A 17,453-nucleotide genomic window follows, 5' to 3' on the forward strand; every position below is an offset into this window, starting at 1 on the left:
TATAGTGATCAACCATGAGACGTATTGCACAATCAGAAACGACGCCGGAAGCGGCGCTTTCCGGACAGGTCAGCGTTGATCTGTCTGCGATTTCAGACAATATCCGTGCCCTCAAGAAGCGCACCAGCGCGCCGCATTTCATGGCCGTCGTCAAGGGGAACGGCTACGGTCACGGCCTCGTGGATGTTGCCCGCACGGCCGTGGCGGCGGGAGCTGATTGGCTGGGCACCGCCCAGTTGAGCGAAGCCATCGCCTTGCGCCAGGCCGGCATCACCGTGCCGGTCCTGTCGTGGCTGTATCTGGCATCCCAGACCAGCGCGACCATCCGTGAGGCACTCGAGTACGACGTCGACGTTTCCCTTGGAAGCGTCGCTCAACTTGAGGTCCTGGCCGGGATCGCGAGGCAGCTGGGCCGCCCCGCCGTCGTGCACCTGGAGCTGGACAGCGGCCTGAGCCGCGGCGGCGCCCGCAAGGAAGACTGGCCCGAACTCGTGGCCCGGGCGCGCAAGGCGGAGCAGGACGGCACGGTCCTGGTCCGCGGCATCTGGACCCACCTGGCCTGGGCCGACGTTCCCGCGCACCCCGGAAACGCCGCAGCCGTGGCGGAGTTCGAAGACGCCGTTGGCGAAGCCCGCGCTGCCGGACTGGACCCGCAGCTGCGGCACGTGTCGAGCTCGGCCAACATCCTGGAGCGGCCCGAATTCTACTTCGACATGGTCCGCGCCGGACTGGCCATCTACGGACTGGCCCCCGCTGACCACCTGGATCCCGCCGCCTTCGGGCTGCGCCCCGCCTTGAGGGTCACGGCGCCGCTCGTCATGGTGAAGAAGGTCCCGGCGGGGACCGGCGTCAGCTACGAACACCAGGCCATCACGCACGAGCCGCGCTACCTCGGACTCATCCCCCTCGGTTACGCCGATGGCATCCCCAAGGGCATCAGCGGACGGAGCCTGGTCCAGATCGCCGGACGGAAAGTCCCCGTGATCGGCAAGGTATGCATGGACCAGTTCATGGTGGACCTCGGCCCGGTTGCGGCTGGTATCGACGTCGGCGACACAGCCGTCCTGTTCGGCGATCCGGCCGGAGGGGCGGCGAGCGCCGACGATTGGGGCGCCGCCATCGGAAGCCACGGCGACGAGATCATCAACCGGATCGCGCCGCGGCTCCCCCGCGTGTATGAAGCCGCCGCATACGAGTGCCCCGATTACCAGGAGGCACCGAGCGATGTCGCCTGAGCCAGCCGCCGGCCGCCTGAGCTTCGTCACGCTGGAGCAGTTCCTGAAGCAGTTGCCGCCCGAGTTGGAGATACTCCACGACGGCGGCAGCGGCGGGGAACTGCTGCGCTGGGTTGAACCGAGCGAACTCGACGACCCCACCCCTTACCTGCCGGACGGGGAGTTCCTCCTGACCTCGGGGCTCCCTTTCCTGGGAGATGGCGGGTCCAGCGAGAACGTCGATGCGTACGTGAAGCGGCTGGTGGGGGCCAAGGTGGCGGCGCTGGGGTTCGGGATCAGGCCGTATTTCGACGCCGTCCCGGCCGAACTGCTCAAGGCGTGCCGGCGGCACAAGCTCACCTTGATTGAGATCCCGGAATCCATCCCGTTCGCAGCAATCGGGCTTGAGTTCTCCCAACTCCTCGAATCGGACAACGCAAAGGTCTTCCGCCAACTCGCCGACACCAACAGGCAACTCATGCGGGCAGTCCTCTCCCCTAGGCCTGAACACGAGCTTCTTGCCGCGTTGGTCCAGAAGGTGCCCGTGTGGGCACTTCTCGTCGGCGCAGACGGGCGGGTGCGTGCGCGCGCCCACGCTGCCGGCGGCAGCACTGGCGTCGAGCATTCACTGCTGGAACCCATGCTGGAACGGCTCCTTTCAGGCAGCGGGCCGCGGGTCGAGATGGACGGCTTTGAGCAGCCGGGTTCGGAAATGGTTTTCGGCCACCCGCTACGGAGCACCAAGGACGCCAACCTGGGCGCCCTGATCCTGGGCTCGGACGCCGCGTTGACTCCGGCCCAGAACAGCGTGGTGCAGTCCGTCGTGGGGTTGCTGGAGTTGCTCGTCCGCCAACGGACCAGCGGATCCCTCGCGCCGAGCCAATTGGCGACGGCGTTGTTGCTGCACCCGGAAAGCCTTGCGAGCGGCGGGACCCGGCACGTCAACGGGCTCAAGGACCTCCTGGCCCAAAGCTTGTCCTCCACCCGATCCGCTCCCCTCCGCGTGGTCCAGGGCATCAAGGCGGACTCCCCCGAATGGCCCGCAGGCGACAGCCCGGTGCGGGAGCTATTGCAATGGCGGCGCCTCTTCGACACCAAACTGGTGGAAATCACCGACTACGGATTCGCCGCGATCACTCGTCTGAAGGTGGACGACGCGCTCCTGGCGGACGTGGAAAAGCTGGGTTGGCGGCTCGTCATCGGAGACCCGACCGAACTGACAGGCCTCGCCGCAGCGCACCAGCGGGTGACGTCGCTCCGTTCACGGGTCCAGTCCAGCGGACGGAGCGCCCGCGTCGACGAGGTGACATGGTCCGTCACCGGGCTCCTGGGACGCGATGCCGGGTCCATGCTGGCCGCGAGGCTCCTTGAACCGGTGCTTTCCTTGGAACCCGATCGGCGCGATCCCCTCTTGGCAGTTCTCCGGGGGTGGCTGAGCGAGAACGGCAGCTGGGACGCCTCCGCCAAACTGCTCGGGTTGCACCGCAACAGCGTGCGCCGCCAGATCGGACTGCTCGCCGATCTGCTCGATACGGATCTGAACCAGGCCCAAGTGCGCGCGGAGCTTTGGATCGCGCTCCAGTACACCGACGGGTTGGTGGGCGGAGGGGACGGCTAGTCCCGGGCACTTCCTGGCTGCTGGACTGTCTCCGTGTACGCATGCGAAATACACGTAGACGAGGCCGCCGGCACACTGAGATACGTCAATTTCGCACGTATTTTGACCGGTTTCACCACTTAATTTCGCCGATTGACCACTGAGACGCGGTTTTCGGGGCCTAGCATTCGACTGCCGGCTACACGGGATCAGCCAGTAGCTCAAATCGAAGTGGAGGAACGAAGTGTTCACTACGACCGCATTGAATGCAAGCAGTGCCATGGCAACGGCACGAACCAAGATTGACGAAATGATTGTTCGCTACGATGGCTGGTTTCTGGTGATTCTTGCCGTCCTGCTGGTGCTTGCTTTTGCATTGCTCGCAGCGATGTCCGTGTGGTGCTTGACGCAAGGTCGAGGCCGCTTTACCGGCAACTGGAGTTGGAGCCGATGGGGCGTCTCTGTGTTCGTTGAATGCAGGTAACTCTCAGCAAGCTAGCCGTCGTGGTGGCACAGACAGTGTGCCACCACGGCCAGAGCATCGGATTCACGCCTCATGACTCTCAGCGTTGCCAATGTCAACTACGCCTACAAGTCCAGAACGCAAGTGCTTCATGACGTCTCGTTCACGATCGCGGAGGACAAGGTCATGGGCCTCATTGGTCCCAACGGGTCTGGAAAGTCCACCCTGATAAAGGTCATCCTGGACCTCCTCCAACTTCAAAGCGGCGACGTCCGCATCGGCTCTGATAGCAGTCAGAGCCGCAGTGCCAAAATGTCTTCGATCTACTTGTCGAGCAATGATTACCTCCCTGAGTTCCTCACAGGGGAGGAATACGTGCGTTTCATGCACGGGCTCTATGGACAATCCATGGATCACGATGCCCTGAGGGCGCAATTCGCCAGGTACTCCATGCGCGACAGGCACCGCGAATTGATCGAAGACTACTCACACGGCATGAGGAAAAAGTTGCAACTCATCGCCGCGTTCATGCTCCGGCGAAGGTTCACCGTCATTGATGAGACCCTCAATGGCGTCGACATCGATGCCATCAACCTCTTCGAGCGCGATATCCGGGATCTTGCCAAAGAAGGCCGGTCAGTTCTGCTGTGCAGCCATGACTTCACTATGTTGGAGCATGTCGCTGACGAGCTCGCACTTCTCGTCCAAGGGGCCCTGGTGCTTCAGGCTCCCGTGCGGAAAATCATCGCCGATCACGGCACGATAGCTGAGCTTGCCAACGAATTCATCCAGGCAATGGAGCCATCTTAAGTGCGCCTCAAGAGTGTAGTTCTGCTGTTTCGACTGTTCTGGCTCTTCATCATGAGACGTGTCTTGGGACGAGGACTGTTGGCAAGCCCAACTGCTCGGCTCTCAGCCATACTCCTGTTCGTTGCCGCGTTCGCCGGATTCAACGTGTTGAGCTATGTGGTGATCCGGCAGTATCTCGGTGGAACTGGCCTACTTAAGGCCGTCCTTCAAGTCGCCAACGCTTCCGTCGGATTCTGGGTACTTATTGCGTACACACTGATCCGAGTGCTGTTCATGAAGGCTGATGAGCTTTTGAAGCTCTCCTTCAATCTGCCGGTGACAAATAAGGAAAGGACAATGGCGTTCGCGCTCTTTGAGTCGTCCCTCGTTCTCCTTATGACGGTGTTCGTTTTCGGCGCCTTCTCCATTTCAACCGTGTTGCTCGAGGGCACTGACTACATTCCGAGGGTTCTGGCCTCCATCTGGTTACCGGCTATTACAACGTATTTGCTTCTGAGCCTCGGCTACTACCTGCTTGAGCGTGCCCTTCAAGCCCTCAGGATCGCACGGCTTCGCGGGCTGGTCGTCCCGATGGTGCTGGCCCTCGGGCTGGCGCTGGCCTTTCCTCAAGCCAACGAGCTGAGCGCCCGGATCGCCGAAAGCTATGTGTTCGGGCGCGACTACTTTGCCCCTGCGTTGCTCTACGCGAAACTGCAGGAAGATGTCGGACTCTGGTTTTCCATTTTGGTGCTGCTCGCAACATCAGCAGCAATTATTCCAGCGATAGTGATCACTGCGCCCAGGAACTACGTACCTATGCGTCGCTTCTTCGCCTTTCTGCCTTCACGCTTGGCAGCGCGTAAATTCGGCGTGTATGTTCTGGTCTTGTTTCGAAGTTTCGAAACAATGGTGGCTGTCTCTTTTATCATCATTTATTCAGTCTTCGCCTGGCTCGAGCATTTGGTGCTGCCACCCTATGCCCTTGCGCTCATAACGTTTCAGGGAGTCTATGCATTTGCCAACTCGGAACCCCTGCGACGCATGGTCACCTATCCCGGCAGCGCTGTTGCAAACTACTTACGCCTCGTGGGCTCGCAAGGCATCCTCCTCATGGTTGTGGGCATTCCGGTCACCACGATTTCCCTGGCACAAGGAGTTGCCTTCGAAGCGTGCTTGCCAGTGGCGGGGTTCTGCTTGAGCAACATCCTCATATCCACCCTGGTTGGCATCGCTTTCCCGCCCGAGAAGGGGAACCCGTTCACTGTCATTATCGGAGTGTTGCTCACAGTGATAGTCGTCATGATTGTGGCGCTCGGCTTGAACATCTTTAACTTTCGTCCAATTATCAGTGTCGCAATTTTCGCTGCCCTTAACTTACTGATCGCCTTTTACAGCGTCCTGGGCATGCGGAGAATGGAAAGGATAGCGCGCCATGAAGTGGCTGCTTAGATTCACCATTGGGCTGACATTCTCCTTTGTTGTCACCATGATCGTCGTTGTCGCGAGTTTGATCACCACAATGTTCTCCGCATCGGAAATAGGAGCCAGAAAATTCGGCCTGTTCGGCGCGATCTTCTTCGAGCCCCACGCACAGCCCGACGGGGCGACCGCATTGGAAATGGGAGTGTCGAACGGCGCGCCCATCGCCGTGGTCTTCGCGGTACTACTTGTCTTCTATGTTGCCGTTGCATCAGTCCTGGAACGGCTAAAGCTCCACAAGAGGCGGCTCCTGCAGGGCGACCCGGGGTGACCGTTCGCAGGATCACCCTCTCTGATGCGACCGCCGGCCTATTGGCAAAACAACTCATACGGTCGTGCAGATGGCCATTTGGCGCCATGGTTCTCGGCTTCACGGGGTGTACCATCCTGGCCGTCATGACGACTGATCCGATCCTTTTCCAGGCCGGCCTGTGGCTCCTTGTGCATGCGTTCTGCCTGCTGGGCGGGTTTCTAGTGCATGAGTGGTCTCACGTCGCAGGCATGAGGCTGCTTCCCGGCGTTGCCCACGTCGTGGTGTCTGCCGGAGTCCTTCGGTTCTCCGTCATTCCCGTCGGCCGTCTCTACGGGTGGCAAATCGCCATCATGGCGATACTCGGCCCGGGTGCATCCTGCTTGGTCGGGGCGCTGATTGCCCTGCTCGCACCCGGCTCATTCCTGCAGCACTGGTTCCTGCTGCACGCCGTTTTCCTTCTGCCGTTCTTCGGCGATGGACGCAGCCTCATTCTCGGAGTCCGTAAGTGGGCACGGCCCGTTAGCTTACGCGGGGGCGCGGTCAACTGCTGAGCTAGCTGCCTCCCCGCGCAACCGCGCCCTCAACCCTTTGGACCAGACCCTTCCCACTCGCGGTACAGCTCCGGGCGGCGTTCGCGCAGGTAGGGCACCTGTTCCCGGGCTTCGTTGACGCTTTCCGCGGAGATCTCGGCGAACAGCAACGCCGAGCCGTCCCCGGCCGCAGCGAGCAACGAACCGTCCGGTCCGGCGACCACGCTCCCGCCGAGGAAGTCGCAGCCGTCCTCGTGGCCGCTGTGGTTTGCGTACGCGACGTTGAGCTGGCTCTCCAGTGCCCGGGCCCGGATCAGGACCCGCGGTACGGCGTCGAAGCCCGCGGACAGGGCGGTGGGAACCACCAGAAGTTCAGCGCCCCGCGTGGCCGCGGCGCGGACGGTCTCGGGGAACTCGACGTCGTAGCAAATCAGCAGTGACGTTTTGATCCCGTTGAAGTCCACGACGCCGGGAGGCGCCTGGGCGGCGGAGAACGCCTTTCGCTCCTCCTCGCCGAAGAGGTGCACTTTGCTGTACTCCAGAAGTACGGTTCCGTGCGCGTCCAAGAGAGTGGCGGAGATATGCCAGCCGCCATCGGCAGCCAGTGCGGGAAGGCTGTACACGAGCCCGATGCCGTGCGTGCGGGCGATGTCCGCCAGGCGTCCCCGGATGCCCGGGATAACCGCTGGATCGAGTTCCGCGCGGAGCCTCAGCGGTGCATACCCAACCGGGAAGAGCTCCGGGGTCAGCAGCAAGGCTGCACCGGCCGCGGCAGCGCGCTGTGCCGCCGCGTCGACTGTCTTCAGATTGGCGTCGACGTCCAGGACAACAGCGTTGGCCTGCAGAACGGACAGCAGCATCATTACCACCTCGATAGCACCTTGCATCCCCCCAACGGGCGTTCGTGGGAGACACACCCGGGATTACTCGTGGTTCCAGCCTAGCCAGCCACGGGCCGGTCCCACAGGACAAATGGACCCGCGGAAGGCCCGCAGGGGATGGTTCGTACAAAATGAGGGCATAGTTCACAATGCCGATGCAAGTTTACTCCATTGCGTTAACTTCTTGACTGCAACTGTGATTTGAGGCACGCTTCATGTCATGCCTGCAACATCCAGCTCGACGAAGAGCCACCGCAAAAACCCCGGCTCGCAATCAGCGCTGCGCCATTTGAACCAGCAGCGGCTCATCGAGTGCCTGCTGAGCGGCCCCTCCACCCAGGCTGAGCTCGCCAGGCAGACCGGGCTATCCACGGCGACCGTGTCCAACATCGTCAAGATCATGCAGGACGCGGGACTCGTCTCCACGGAACCGATCACCAGCTCCGGACGCCGGGCGCTGAACGTCAGGCTCAACAGCAACGGAGCGGTCGCCGTCGGGATCGATTTCGGCCGGCGCCACCTGCGGGTGGTCCTGGCCTCCCTGGGCTATCACATCATCGTCGAGGAAACGGTCACCCTACCCCTTGGCCACCACGCCGAACAGGGCATCAGCGCCGCCGTCGCCCTCCTCGACAAACTGCTGCTCGAAAGCGGGGTCGACCGAAGCGCGGTGGTGGGCGCGGGGGCCGGCATTGCGGGCCCCATCGACCGCCGTTCCGGGACTGTGGCACAAGGTGCCATCCTGCCCGAATGGGTGGGGATCCAGATTCTCGAACGGCTGGAGGAAGCCCTCGATCTTCCCGTGTACGTTGACAACGACGCCAATCTGGGCGCGCTCTCCGAGGTCACGTGGGGGCCACACAGCGGGATCGGGAACCTCATGTTCCTCAAGATCGGTTCCGGCATCGGAGCTGGACTCATCATCAACGGCGCGCCCTACTACGGGACTGTGGGAATCACGGGAGAAATCGGCCATGCGACCATCCACGAATACGGGGCCATCTGCCGCTGCGGCAACCGCGGCTGCCTGGAAACGATGGCTTCCACCTCCACCATGATCGAGTTGCTCGGGAAGGGGTCGGGGCTGCATCTCGAGCCCGAGGACATCGTCCGCAACGCCCTGGCGAGGGATCAGGCAACCCTTCGCGTGGTGGACGACGCGGGGCTCGCTGTGGGCCGCGCTTTGGGCAATGTGGCGAATCTCATCAACCCGGAAGTCATCGTGGTGGGTGGCCCGCTGGCCGGCCTCGGCGACATCCTCCTGGACCCGATCCGACGCGGCCTCGTGCGCCATGCGGTGCCCGTCATCGGCGAGACTACGCACCTGGCGATGTCTTCGCTCGGCGCCCGGGCGGAGGCCCTCGGGGCGGCCGCTTTGGTGTTCCAGCACGCCGGAATCAAGCAGTCCTGAACATTTCGTTACCACGCTGTTACCGCCGTCTTGCGTTCAAGTCTTGACGACAAGCGGTGTGATCCAGTTTACTTTCTCATCAGATAGGCTCGCCATCCCCGAGCCGACAACGACGTCAAACATTGGAGGCGCGAGGGTATGTCGAACCCCATAACGCACCAGGATCCGGTTCTCCTCGAGATGCGGTCCATCACCAAGGAATTCCCCGGCGTGAAGGCGCTCTCGGACGTGAGCCTCCGGGTCAAGGTGGGCGAAATCCACGCGATCTGCGGCGAGAACGGTGCAGGAAAGTCCACGTTGATGAAGGTGCTCTCCGGGGTCTACCCGTACGGCAGCTACGACGGCGACATCGTGTACCAGGCGGAAGTCCAGCAGTTCAAGGACATCCGGGCCAGCGAACATGCGGGAATCGTGATCATCCACCAGGAACTGGCGCTGATCCCCGAGCTGTCCATCATGGAAAACATCTTCCTCGGCAACGAACCCGTACGTCGCGGCATCATCGACTGGGCAGAGGCGCGCAAGCGGTCCATCGAACTGCTCGCACGGGTTGGCCTGCGCGAGGACCCGGACACCCCCATCAAGGAAATCGGTGTCGGCAAGCAGCAGTTGGTGGAAATCGCCAAGGCCCTGAACAAGTCCGTCAAGCTGCTCATCCTCGACGAGCCCACGGCCGCCCTCAACGAATCGGACTCCCAGCACCTGCTGGACCTGATCCTTGGCCTCAAGGGACGCGGCATCACCTCCATCATCATTTCCCACAAGCTCAATGAAATCGAGCAGATCGCGGACGAGATCACCATCATCCGCGACGGCAAATCCATCGAGACGCTCAACGTCGTGGAAGACGGCGTCGACGAGGACCGGATCATCAAGGGCATGGTCGGGCGGACGCTCGAATCCCGCTTCCCCGACCACACGCCGAAAATCGGCGAGGTGTTCTTCGAGGTCAAGAACTGGACCGTCGGGCACCCCCAGATCCAGGACCGCCTGGTCTGCAAGAACTCCAACTTCCACGTGCGCCGCGGCGAAATCGTCGGCTTTGCCGGCCTGATGGGCGCCGGCCGCACCGAGCTTGCCCGGTCCGTCTTCGGCCACTCGTATGGCCGGTTCATCTCCGGGCAGGTGTACAAAGACGGCAAGCCGATCACCATGCGCAGCGTCCGGCAGGCGATCGACGCCGGTCTTGGCTACGTCACGGAAGACCGCAAGAGCCTGGGACTGAACCTCCTGGACGACATCAAGACCACCACGGTGTCTGCCAACCTGAAGAAGATCAGCCGGGGAATCGTTGTGGACACCAACAAGGAATTCATGGTGGCCGAGCAATACCGGAAGTCGCTGCGCACCAAGACGCCGTCCGTGGAGGAAGGCGTCTCGAAGCTCTCGGGCGGAAACCAGCAAAAGGTTGTTCTCGCCAAATGGATGTTCACCGATCCGGACCTTCTCATCCTGGATGAACCCACGCGTGGAATCGACGTCGGGGCCAAGTACGAGATCTACGGAATCATCCAGCAGCTGGCCAACCAAGGGAAGGGCGTGATTGTGATTTCCTCCGAGCTTCCCGAATTGCTGGGCCTCTCCGACCGCATCTACACCATCTTCGAGGGCTCCATCACTGGCGTACTCAACAAGGACGAAGCCAGCCAGGAGAGCCTCATGAAGCTCATGACATCCAGCCGCAAAGCCGCCTGATCCCGGTCATCCCAGAACCACACGGACACAAGGACCCAAAACAATGAACGCGCTCAAGAAGCTATTCGGTGGCAACACCCGCCAATTCGGCATGATCTTCGCCCTGGTTGCACTCGTCATCTTCTTCCAGATCTTCACCGACGGCCGAACCCTCACCCCGGGCAACGTCATCAACCTCTTCAACGGCAACTCCTACATCCTGATCCTGGCCATCGGCATGGTCCTGGTCATCATCGCGGGGCACATCGACCTTTCAGTAGGTTCGGTAGCCGCCTTCGTCGGCATCTCGGTGGCCCTGGCCATCAGGGACTGGCATCTGACCTGGTACGTAGCGGTCCTGTTCGGGCTCCTGCTCGGCGCCTTGATCGGGGCCTGGCAAGGATTCTGGACGGCATACGTAGGCATCCCGGCCTTCATCGTGACCCTCGCGGGCATGCTGCTGTTCCGCGGATTCAACCAGTTCGTCGGCAAGTCCAACACTGTTCCGGTGCCCGAAGACTTCCAGTACCTGGGCTCCGGTTACCTGCCCGAGGTCGGGCCGAACACCGGGTATAACAACCTGACTCTTCTGCTGGGCCTTATCGCCGTCGCCTTCGTGATTTTCAGTGCGATTCGTTCCCGCCGCACCGCCCAGGCACTGGGCGCCGACGTACAGGAAGGCTGGGTCATGGTCACCAAGCTCGTCCTGGTGAACGCCGCCATCCTCTACGCGACATACCTCTTCGCCACGGGCCGCCCCGGTACCTCGTTCCCCATCCCGGGCCTCATCCTGGCCGTCCTGGTCCTGATCTACGGTTTCATTTCCGCCAAGACGGTCATCGGCCGCCACATCTACGCAGTCGGCGGCAACCGCCACGCGGCCGAGCTCTCCGGAGTCCAGTCCAAGAAGGTCAACTTCATGGTCATGATGAACATGTCCATCCTTGCCGGCCTCGCCGGCATGATCTTCGTAGGCCGTTCCACCGCTTCGGGTCCGTTCGACGGCGTCGGTTGGGAACTGGATGCGATCGCGGCCGTCTTCATCGGCGGCGCCGCGGTCACCGGCGGCGTAGGCACCGTGATCGGTTCGATCGTCGGTGGCCTTGTGATGGCTGTCCTCAACAACGGCCTGCAACTCCTTGGCGTCGGCGCAGACCTTACCCAGATCATCAAGGGCCTCGTGCTGCTCGCAGCGGTCGCCTTCGATGTCTACAACAAGACCCAGGGGAAGAAATCGATCATCGGAATGATGATGAAGAACTTCGGCCGGAGCAGCGAAAACGCGCCGGACGAGACCTCCTCAACCAGGGAAGCCATCTCCAAGGAAGCCTGACCGGCTTCGGGACGACTTGTTCCATCCACAACAAAGAAAGCGAACCAAGATATGCGAATGTTTGGTAAAGCAGGAAAGGCAGCAGCGGTTGCTGCGATCGCGGCACTGGCGCTGACGGCCTGCGGCCGTGCGGACAGCGGCAGCTCCGGCGGTTCATCAAGCGGCAGCGAGGCATTCCCCAAGGGATCCTCGATCGGCGTCGCGCTCCCCCAGAAGACCAGTGAAAACTGGGTCCTCGCAGAGAAGCTCTTCAACGACGGGCTCACGAGCGCAGGGTACAAGCCGGATGTGCAGTTCGCCAACGGTGGCGTTTCGGAGCAGCAGAACCAGATCAGCGCCATGATCACCAAGGGTGACAAGCTCATCATCGTCGGTGCCATCGACGGCGCCCAGCTGGGTACGCAGCTCAAGCAGGCCAAGGACGCCGGCGCAACGGTCATTGCATATGACCGCCTGCTCCTGAACACCTCCAACGTGGACTACTACGTGGCCTACGACAACTTCAAGGTCGGCGTGCTGCAGGGCCAGGCCCTGCTGGACGGACTCAAGGCCAAGAAGCCGAACGGCCCGTACAACGTCGAGCTGTTTGCAGGTTCCCCCGATGACGCCAACGCGAAGGTCTTCTTCGACGGCGCCATGAGCATCCTGCAGCCGAAGATCGACGACGGAACCCTCAAGGTGGTTTCCGGCCAGAAGTCGTTCGAGCAGGCAGTCACCCAGGGCTGGAAGGCAGAGAACGCCCAGAAGCGTATGGACACCCTCCTCGCGGGTACCTACACCAGCGCTTCGCTGGACGGCGTGCTGTCCCCGAACGACACCCTGGCCCGCGCCATCATCACCTCGGTCAAGGCGGCTGGCAAGCCGATTCCGGTCGTGACCGGCCAGGACTCCGAAGTTGAGTCGGTCAAGTCCATCCTTGCCGGTGAGCAGTACTCCACCATCAACAAGGACACCCGCAAGCTCGTTGAGCACGCCATCACCATGGTCAACGACATCCAGTCCGGCAAGACCCCGGAAATCAACGACACCAAGTCCTACAACAACGGTGTCAAGACCGTACCGGCATACCTGCTGCCGCCGGTCATCGTGACGCTGGCCAACGTGAAGACGGCCTACGTGGACGATCCGATCCTCGGCCCGATCACGAAGTAGTATTTCTCCTCCAGGCACCAAACGCGGCGGCCATCCCCACTCACGGGGGTGGCCGCCGTCGTCGTGTCCGGCTCCATCCGCCGTCGGGCGAGGCTTCACAGTCCCCGCATAGCAACCGCAGCACAACCGCACAGCCGCAGTGAGCACTGTTAGGTGAGTAGGCACGCCGCTGGGGCGGGCCGGGTCCCTAAGGAGAATCGTGAGCGTCCTCGCCCGGAGTGTAGGCAATGCCTTCCGCAACAAGATAAGAACCGCGGCCGTCGTGGCAGTGCTGGCCGTCGCGATCGGGCTGGCGCTGGCCATGCTCGTAGCCAACCAGGCCGTTGGCGGCAAAGTCCAGGAGCTCAACGCCTCCGTGGGTACGGTCCTGACAGTCAACCCCGCCGGTGCGCAGGGCTTCGACGGCGGCGGCGAGCCGCTCACCACGGCCCAGACCGCGACGGCGGCTGCCGTACCGAACGTCGTCTCCGTGGTGGGCACCAAGGCATTGCGGCTCGAGACCGCAACCGCGGCATCCGCCTCAGCCACCGGCACGACCACACAGCAGGCCGGACCGGGTGGTGGCGGTCCCGGCGGCGGCACGAGCGTCACCACAAGCCTCCAAGCAGCCATCGACGCCGGAACGCTCGGCAACCGCAACAACGCCAGCGGCAGCACCGGGTCGGGCAGCACAGGCACGGGAAACACCGGAACCGCGCCGGCGTTCTCCCTGCCCATCACGGCTACCGGTATCGGCGCCGAGGTGGACACCTCCGGCAAGGCCCTGACTATCACGAGCGGCACCGGTCTGGGCGACTACTCCGTGGCAAGCACCAAAGCCCTCGTCGGAACCACGCTTGCGACCAAGAACAACCTCAAGGCCGGCTCAACGTTCACCATCGCCGGTAAGACGTTCACCGTGGCCGGCATCTTCGACGCAGGAACCACGTTCGGCAACAACGCCGTGTACACGACACTCGCCGAGGCCCAGGCCCTCGCCGCAACTCCGGGCGAGCTCTCCAGCATGGTGGTCACCGTCAACAGCATGGACAACGTGGACGCCGCCAAGACCGCCCTTCAAAACGCCCTGGGCACCAGCAAGGCCGACGTCACCCAGGGGCAGCGAAACCTCCAGACCGCCGTCAGTTCACTGGACAGCGTCAAGAACATTTCACTCGTGGCCTTCATCGCGGCACTCGGTACGGCCGGCCTGATCATCCTGCTCATCATGGTCATGCTGGTCCGCGAGCGCCGCCGTGAGATCGGAGTCCTGAAGGCCATCGGCGCCCGCAACCGGACCATCGGTTTGCAGTTCGTGCTCGAAGCCCTCGTCCTCGTAGCGCTCGGCAGCGTCGTCGGCGCTGCCATTGCTTCCTTCGCCAGCGGCGGCATCGCATCGGCTTTGATCAGTTCCAACAGCTCGACGTCGACTGCGAGCCAGCGCGGCCCCGGCGGCGGCTTCGACGGCGCTGGTCTTCCCGGCGGGAACCCCTTCGGTGGAGCCTCCCAACTGCTGACCTCCGTGACGGCGAGCGCCTCCCCCGGCGTCATTGCCGCCGGCGTCGCCGCGGTGTTCGGCGTCGCCGTCGTCGGTGCCTTGGTACCAGCGCTGCTCACAGCCCGCATCCGTCCCATCGAAGTCCTCCGAGGAGAATAGCCATGATTGAAGTCAAAGACCTGGTCCGCCAGTTCAAGTCCGGCGACCGCACCATCAAGCCCGTCAACGGCGTGAGCTTCGAACTCGAAAAGGGCACCCTCGCCTCGATCGTGGGCAAGAGCGGCAGCGGCAAGAGCACCCTGCTCTCCCTGCTCGGCGCCCTCGACAAGCCCACCAGCGGGGACGTCGTCGTCGATGGCGTGAGCCTGGCCGGGCTGCCGGCCGGCAAACTCACCGAATACCGGCGCCGGGACATCGGCTTCGTTTTCCAGCAGTTCAACCTCATCCCCAATCTCTCGGCAGTGGACAACGTGATGCTGCCCATGGAGTTCGCGGGCATGCGGAAGGCCGCCCGCCTGGAGCGGGCGAGGTCCCTCCTGGAGCAGGTGCAGCTGGACCCGGAGAAACAGTCCCGACGGATCAACAAGCTCTCGGGCGGCGAGCAGCAGCGGGTTGCGATTGCCCGGGCGCTGGCCAACGAGCCCAAACTCATCCTGGCGGACGAGCCCACCGGCAACCTCGACGAGCAGACCGGCGAGCACATCATCGAGTTGCTGAGTTCGCTGAGCCGGGACCACAACACCACCATTCTGGTGGTCACGCACGACCGGAGCCTGGCGCAGAAGACCGAACGCCGCTTCAGGCTTCAGCAGGGCAAACTGAGCGAGGAAACCGTGCGCCCACGAGTGGGTGCCGGGGCCTAACCGGCTCCTCGACAACGGCAGCGGATCAAGGGCCGGGAATCGCAAGGTTCCCGGCCCTTCGTCCTGGGTGCGTCCTGTCAACCCACGGGGGTGCAGTGAGAGGATAGGCCGCATGAGTCTGCATATCGCCAAGCCGTGGTTGTTCAGCCAGCCGAACCAGGATCCCCGCGCAGCCACCGGCAAGGCCCTGAACTGGGGCATCGTTGCCACGGGAGGGATCGCCAAGTCCGTAGCCGGCGATCTCGCGCAGCTTGAGGACGCAAAGTTGTATGCCGTGAGCTCGCGGCGCCAGGAATCCGCGGAGGCCTTTGCCGCCACGCATGGCGTCACGAAGTCCTATGGGGACGACGGCGGTGTGCCCGGCTACCAGCGGCTGCTCGCAGATGACGCCGTCGATGTGGTCTATGTGGCCACTCCGCACGCCCAGCACTTCGAGATCGTGAGGGACGCCCTCAACGCCGGCAAGCACGTTCTGTGTGAGAAATCCATAACCATCAATGGCCGTGAGGCTGCGGAGCTCGTCGCTTTGGCCCGGGAACGGAAATTGTTCCTGATGGAGGCCGTCTGGAGTCGATTCCTGCCAAGCATGCAGAGGGCGTTCGCGATTGCCGCGTCCGGCGAACTGGGCGACATCAAGTGGGTCAGCGCCGACCTCGGATTCCCCGCCCCTTACGATCCTTCCGCCCGCCTCTGGGCACCGGCCGACGGTGGCGGAGCCCTCCTGGACATCACGGTGTACGCCCTGCTGTGGCCCTTGGGCACCCTCGGTTTCCCGCAGTCAGTCAGCGCGATCGGCACTTTGACGGAAGACGGCGTCGACTCCCAGAATGCGCTCACCCTGGCTTACGACGGCGGCGCCGTCGCCCAGCTGACCTCTTCATTGCTGGCCCATGGGCCCCGCTCGGCATCGGTTGCCGGCTCCAAGGGCTTCCTCCAGACGCAAGGGTCCATCAACAATCCGCGCGAGCTTCTGATTCGGACCGGCTGGGACGAACCGCGGGTCGAACGCTTTGACGCGGTAGGGATCGGCTACACCTACGAGTTGCGTGAGGTGACCCGCTGCGTCCAGCAGGGACTGACGGAAAGTCCCGTGATGCCTTTGGACGATTCGCTGAAAACCATGCGTCTCTTCGACGGGGTCCGCTCCCAGTTGGGAGTCCGGTACGCCAGCGACGCCCGCTGAGCTTATTGACGAATCCGTACGTCCAACGTCTGGACTAGTTAACTAGTGAGGCCTAGGATGGGAGCGATCGTCGATCCAAGCTGACGCTGGGGGGTGTCGAGATGGAAGCTGAGCAAAGTAAGTCGCGCGTTCTTCACGTTCTCCGCTCGGTCATGCTCGCGGGCGCCGGTGCCGTCGTTTGGATCGCCCTCTCTTCCACGGCGGCAAACGCTGATTCCGGAAGCACCAACAACAACACCCTTCTAGGCGGAGCGGGCTCCACAGTTTCCAACGCCGTGCACAACGCTGGAAGGGGGCTTTCCGGAGTCGTCGGCGATGCCGTTCCGGCAAGTGTCGCGTCCGTGCCGGCGCCGGCTGTGGCGCCCGTTCCAGTGTCCGCAGTCCAGCTACCAGCGCTCCAGGTGCCCAAGGATGTTCTGACCGAACTTCCGCAGCTGGCCCGGAACGTCGACCAGCTTGTGGCCAGCACCCCCGTGATCAGCGCCGTCGTGCCTCAGGGAACTGTTGGTGCCGTGACTGCGGGCGTTGTGTCGCCCGCGGCCAGCGCGGTTGACGGCGCTGGTTCCTTGCTTGACCACGGTCTTCCGGTTGTCATCCCCGGGAACCCCATAGTGGCCCCTCCCCTCCAATTCCCCGACCGCGTCGTCATGGGAGATGCCCTTGCGGGGGCTGCCGCTGTTCTTGATCCCGTTGCCGAGATCCCCTCAACGCTCGCTCAGGATCCCGCCGCTTCGTTGCCGGGCCTCACTGGCCCCGGCGGTCCGTTGGGCCTGAACGGGACACCTCCGAAGGCAACGGTCAGGGCTAGCGATTCCGAGGATCCTCCAGCGCCCTCGTCAGGCGGAACTTTCCCGCCCGGTACACCGGGCGGCAGCGATACTGCAAGCGGATCTGCAGTCCTTTCCAGCTATCCTTCGGGGGCTGCAGCTGCATGGCTCGAAAGCACAAACATGTTTTGCCCCTTGGCCGGGACGCTCGTGTCCACGGCCGCTGCCGGCAGAGTTCCGGCCCCGGTGTCGTTTGACCCGGGTTCTTCCCCTGATTAGTTCCGAGCTCTGCCGCCTCCCCGGACGTCCATTCCGGGCCGCGGCAAACGGCCGATCCGGGCGCTCCCGCACTTTCCTGCGGACCGATGCGCCTTTGGGAACTAATCA

Annotated in this window: 16 protein-coding genes; 15 read left to right on the forward strand and 1 reads right to left on the reverse strand. The window is 63.0% G+C overall.

Annotated elements, in window-relative coordinates; all coding sequences use genetic code 11:
* Positions 1 to 14 precede the first annotated feature (14 nt).
* From alr to ACSBOX_RS15680, 7 genes are all read left to right on the forward strand, one after another.
* Positions 15 to 1,235, forward strand: coding sequence for an alanine racemase (alr, locus tag ACSBOX_RS15650; RefSeq protein WP_442543260.1), 1,221 nt, complete (start codon positions 15 to 17; stop codon positions 1,233 to 1,235).
* The gene (locus ACSBOX_RS15655) at positions 1,225 to 2,832 is read left to right on the forward strand and encodes a PucR family transcriptional regulator (protein WP_442543261.1); all 1,608 of its coding nucleotides are present in this window, start codon (positions 1,225 to 1,227) and stop codon (positions 2,830 to 2,832) included. Before alr ends, ACSBOX_RS15655 begins: the two co-directional genes overlap by 11 nt.
* A gap of 223 nt (positions 2,833 to 3,055) precedes the next feature.
* Positions 3,056 to 3,295 carry a hypothetical protein gene (locus ACSBOX_RS15660; RefSeq protein ID WP_442543262.1) on the forward strand — a complete coding sequence of 80 codons (240 nt, stop codon included), beginning with the start codon at positions 3,056 to 3,058 and terminating at the stop codon, positions 3,293 to 3,295.
* 72 nt (positions 3,296 to 3,367) lie between these two features.
* A complete protein-coding gene (locus tag ACSBOX_RS15665) occupies positions 3,368 to 4,084 on the forward strand; it encodes an ATP-binding cassette domain-containing protein (protein WP_442543263.1) in 717 nt (238 codons plus the stop codon).
* On the forward strand, positions 4,085 to 5,512 hold the full coding sequence (locus ACSBOX_RS15670) for a hypothetical protein (RefSeq protein ID WP_442543264.1): 1,428 nt from the start codon (positions 4,085 to 4,087) through the stop codon (positions 5,510 to 5,512).
* Positions 5,496 to 5,813: a hypothetical protein gene (locus ACSBOX_RS15675; protein WP_442543265.1), complete on the forward strand. Its 318-nt coding sequence runs from the start codon at positions 5,496 to 5,498 to the stop codon at positions 5,811 to 5,813. Before ACSBOX_RS15670 ends, ACSBOX_RS15675 begins: the two co-directional genes overlap by 17 nt.
* 125 nt (positions 5,814 to 5,938) lie before the next feature.
* Complete coding sequence (locus tag ACSBOX_RS15680) at positions 5,939 to 6,346, forward strand: hypothetical protein (protein ID WP_442543266.1); 408 nt, start codon at positions 5,939 to 5,941, stop codon at positions 6,344 to 6,346.
* Positions 6,347 to 6,375: 29 nt separating this feature from the next.
* Here the strand turns inward: ACSBOX_RS15680 and ACSBOX_RS15685 are convergent, their stop codons facing one another.
* Positions 6,376 to 7,188 (reverse strand): carbon-nitrogen hydrolase family protein, encoded by an 813-nt coding sequence (locus ACSBOX_RS15685; RefSeq protein ID WP_442543267.1) that lies wholly within the window; start codon positions 7,186 to 7,188, stop codon positions 6,376 to 6,378.
* Between the two features lie 238 nt (positions 7,189 to 7,426).
* Here ACSBOX_RS15685 and ACSBOX_RS15690 point away from each other — a divergent pair, with 238 nt between their 5' ends.
* The 8 genes from ACSBOX_RS15690 to ACSBOX_RS15725 all read left to right on the forward strand — a co-directional run bounded on the left by ACSBOX_RS15690 (position 7,427) and on the right by ACSBOX_RS15725 (position 17,345).
* Positions 7,427 to 8,617: an ROK family transcriptional regulator gene (locus ACSBOX_RS15690; protein WP_442543268.1), complete on the forward strand. Its 1,191-nt coding sequence runs from the start codon at positions 7,427 to 7,429 to the stop codon at positions 8,615 to 8,617.
* Between the two features lie 138 nt (positions 8,618 to 8,755).
* A complete protein-coding gene (gene mmsA, locus ACSBOX_RS15695; protein WP_442543269.1) occupies positions 8,756 to 10,312 on the forward strand; it encodes a multiple monosaccharide ABC transporter ATP-binding protein in 1,557 nt (518 codons plus the stop codon).
* Between the two features lie 43 nt (positions 10,313 to 10,355).
* Positions 10,356 to 11,624 (forward strand): multiple monosaccharide ABC transporter permease, encoded by a 1,269-nt coding sequence (gene mmsB / locus ACSBOX_RS15700; protein ID WP_442543270.1) that lies wholly within the window; start codon positions 10,356 to 10,358, stop codon positions 11,622 to 11,624.
* Positions 11,625 to 11,675: 51 nt separating this feature from the next.
* On the forward strand, positions 11,676 to 12,776 hold the full coding sequence (locus ACSBOX_RS15705) for a substrate-binding domain-containing protein (RefSeq protein WP_078106011.1): 1,101 nt from the start codon (positions 11,676 to 11,678) through the stop codon (positions 12,774 to 12,776).
* Between the two features lie 199 nt (positions 12,777 to 12,975).
* The gene (locus ACSBOX_RS15710) at positions 12,976 to 14,412 is read left to right on the forward strand and encodes an ABC transporter permease (protein ID WP_442543271.1); all 1,437 of its coding nucleotides are present in this window, start codon (positions 12,976 to 12,978) and stop codon (positions 14,410 to 14,412) included.
* Positions 14,413 to 14,414: 2 nt separating this feature from the next.
* Entirely contained in the window at positions 14,415 to 15,116 is a 702-nt protein-coding gene (locus ACSBOX_RS15715; RefSeq protein ID WP_442543272.1) for an ABC transporter ATP-binding protein, read from the forward strand.
* Positions 15,117 to 15,228: 112 nt separating this feature from the next.
* The gene (locus ACSBOX_RS15720) at positions 15,229 to 16,299 is read left to right on the forward strand and encodes a Gfo/Idh/MocA family protein (protein ID WP_442543273.1); all 1,071 of its coding nucleotides are present in this window, start codon (positions 15,229 to 15,231) and stop codon (positions 16,297 to 16,299) included.
* A gap of 101 nt (positions 16,300 to 16,400) precedes the next feature.
* Positions 16,401 to 17,345: a hypothetical protein gene (locus ACSBOX_RS15725; protein ID WP_442543274.1), complete on the forward strand. Its 945-nt coding sequence runs from the start codon at positions 16,401 to 16,403 to the stop codon at positions 17,343 to 17,345.
* Positions 17,346 to 17,453 lie beyond the last annotated feature (108 nt).

Origin of the sequence: Arthrobacter sp. KN11-1C (genome assembly GCF_052180225.1) — a bacterium.
GTDB lineage: Bacteria > Actinomycetota > Actinomycetes > Actinomycetales > Micrococcaceae > Arthrobacter.

Bases quoted from the DNA above. Each gene is read 5' to 3' on its own strand.
- alr (WP_442543260.1), top strand. From the start codon at position 15: ATGAGACGTATTGCACAATCAGAAACGACGCCGGAAGCGGCGCTTTCC.
- ACSBOX_RS15655 (WP_442543261.1), top strand. From the start codon at position 1,225: ATGTCGCCTGAGCCAGCCGCCGGCCGCCTGAGCTTCGTCACGCTGGAG.
- ACSBOX_RS15665 (WP_442543263.1), top strand. From the start codon at position 3,368: ATGACTCTCAGCGTTGCCAATGTCAACTACGCCTACAAGTCCAGAACG.
- ACSBOX_RS15675 (WP_442543265.1), top strand. From the start codon at position 5,496: ATGAAGTGGCTGCTTAGATTCACCATTGGGCTGACATTCTCCTTTGTT.
- ACSBOX_RS15680 (WP_442543266.1), top strand. From the start codon at position 5,939: ATGACGACTGATCCGATCCTTTTCCAGGCCGGCCTGTGGCTCCTTGTG.
- ACSBOX_RS15685 (WP_442543267.1), bottom strand. From the start codon at position 7,188: ATGATGCTGCTGTCCGTTCTGCAGGCCAACGCTGTTGTCCTGGACGTC.
- ACSBOX_RS15690 (WP_442543268.1), top strand. From the start codon at position 7,427: ATGCCTGCAACATCCAGCTCGACGAAGAGCCACCGCAAAAACCCCGGC.
- mmsA (WP_442543269.1), top strand. From the start codon at position 8,756: ATGTCGAACCCCATAACGCACCAGGATCCGGTTCTCCTCGAGATGCGG.
- mmsB (WP_442543270.1), top strand. From the start codon at position 10,356: ATGAACGCGCTCAAGAAGCTATTCGGTGGCAACACCCGCCAATTCGGC.
- ACSBOX_RS15705 (WP_078106011.1), top strand. From the start codon at position 11,676: ATGCGAATGTTTGGTAAAGCAGGAAAGGCAGCAGCGGTTGCTGCGATC.
- ACSBOX_RS15715 (WP_442543272.1), top strand. From the start codon at position 14,415: ATGATTGAAGTCAAAGACCTGGTCCGCCAGTTCAAGTCCGGCGACCGC.
- ACSBOX_RS15720 (WP_442543273.1), top strand. From the start codon at position 15,229: ATGAGTCTGCATATCGCCAAGCCGTGGTTGTTCAGCCAGCCGAACCAG.
- ACSBOX_RS15725 (WP_442543274.1), top strand. From the start codon at position 16,401: ATGGAAGCTGAGCAAAGTAAGTCGCGCGTTCTTCACGTTCTCCGCTCG.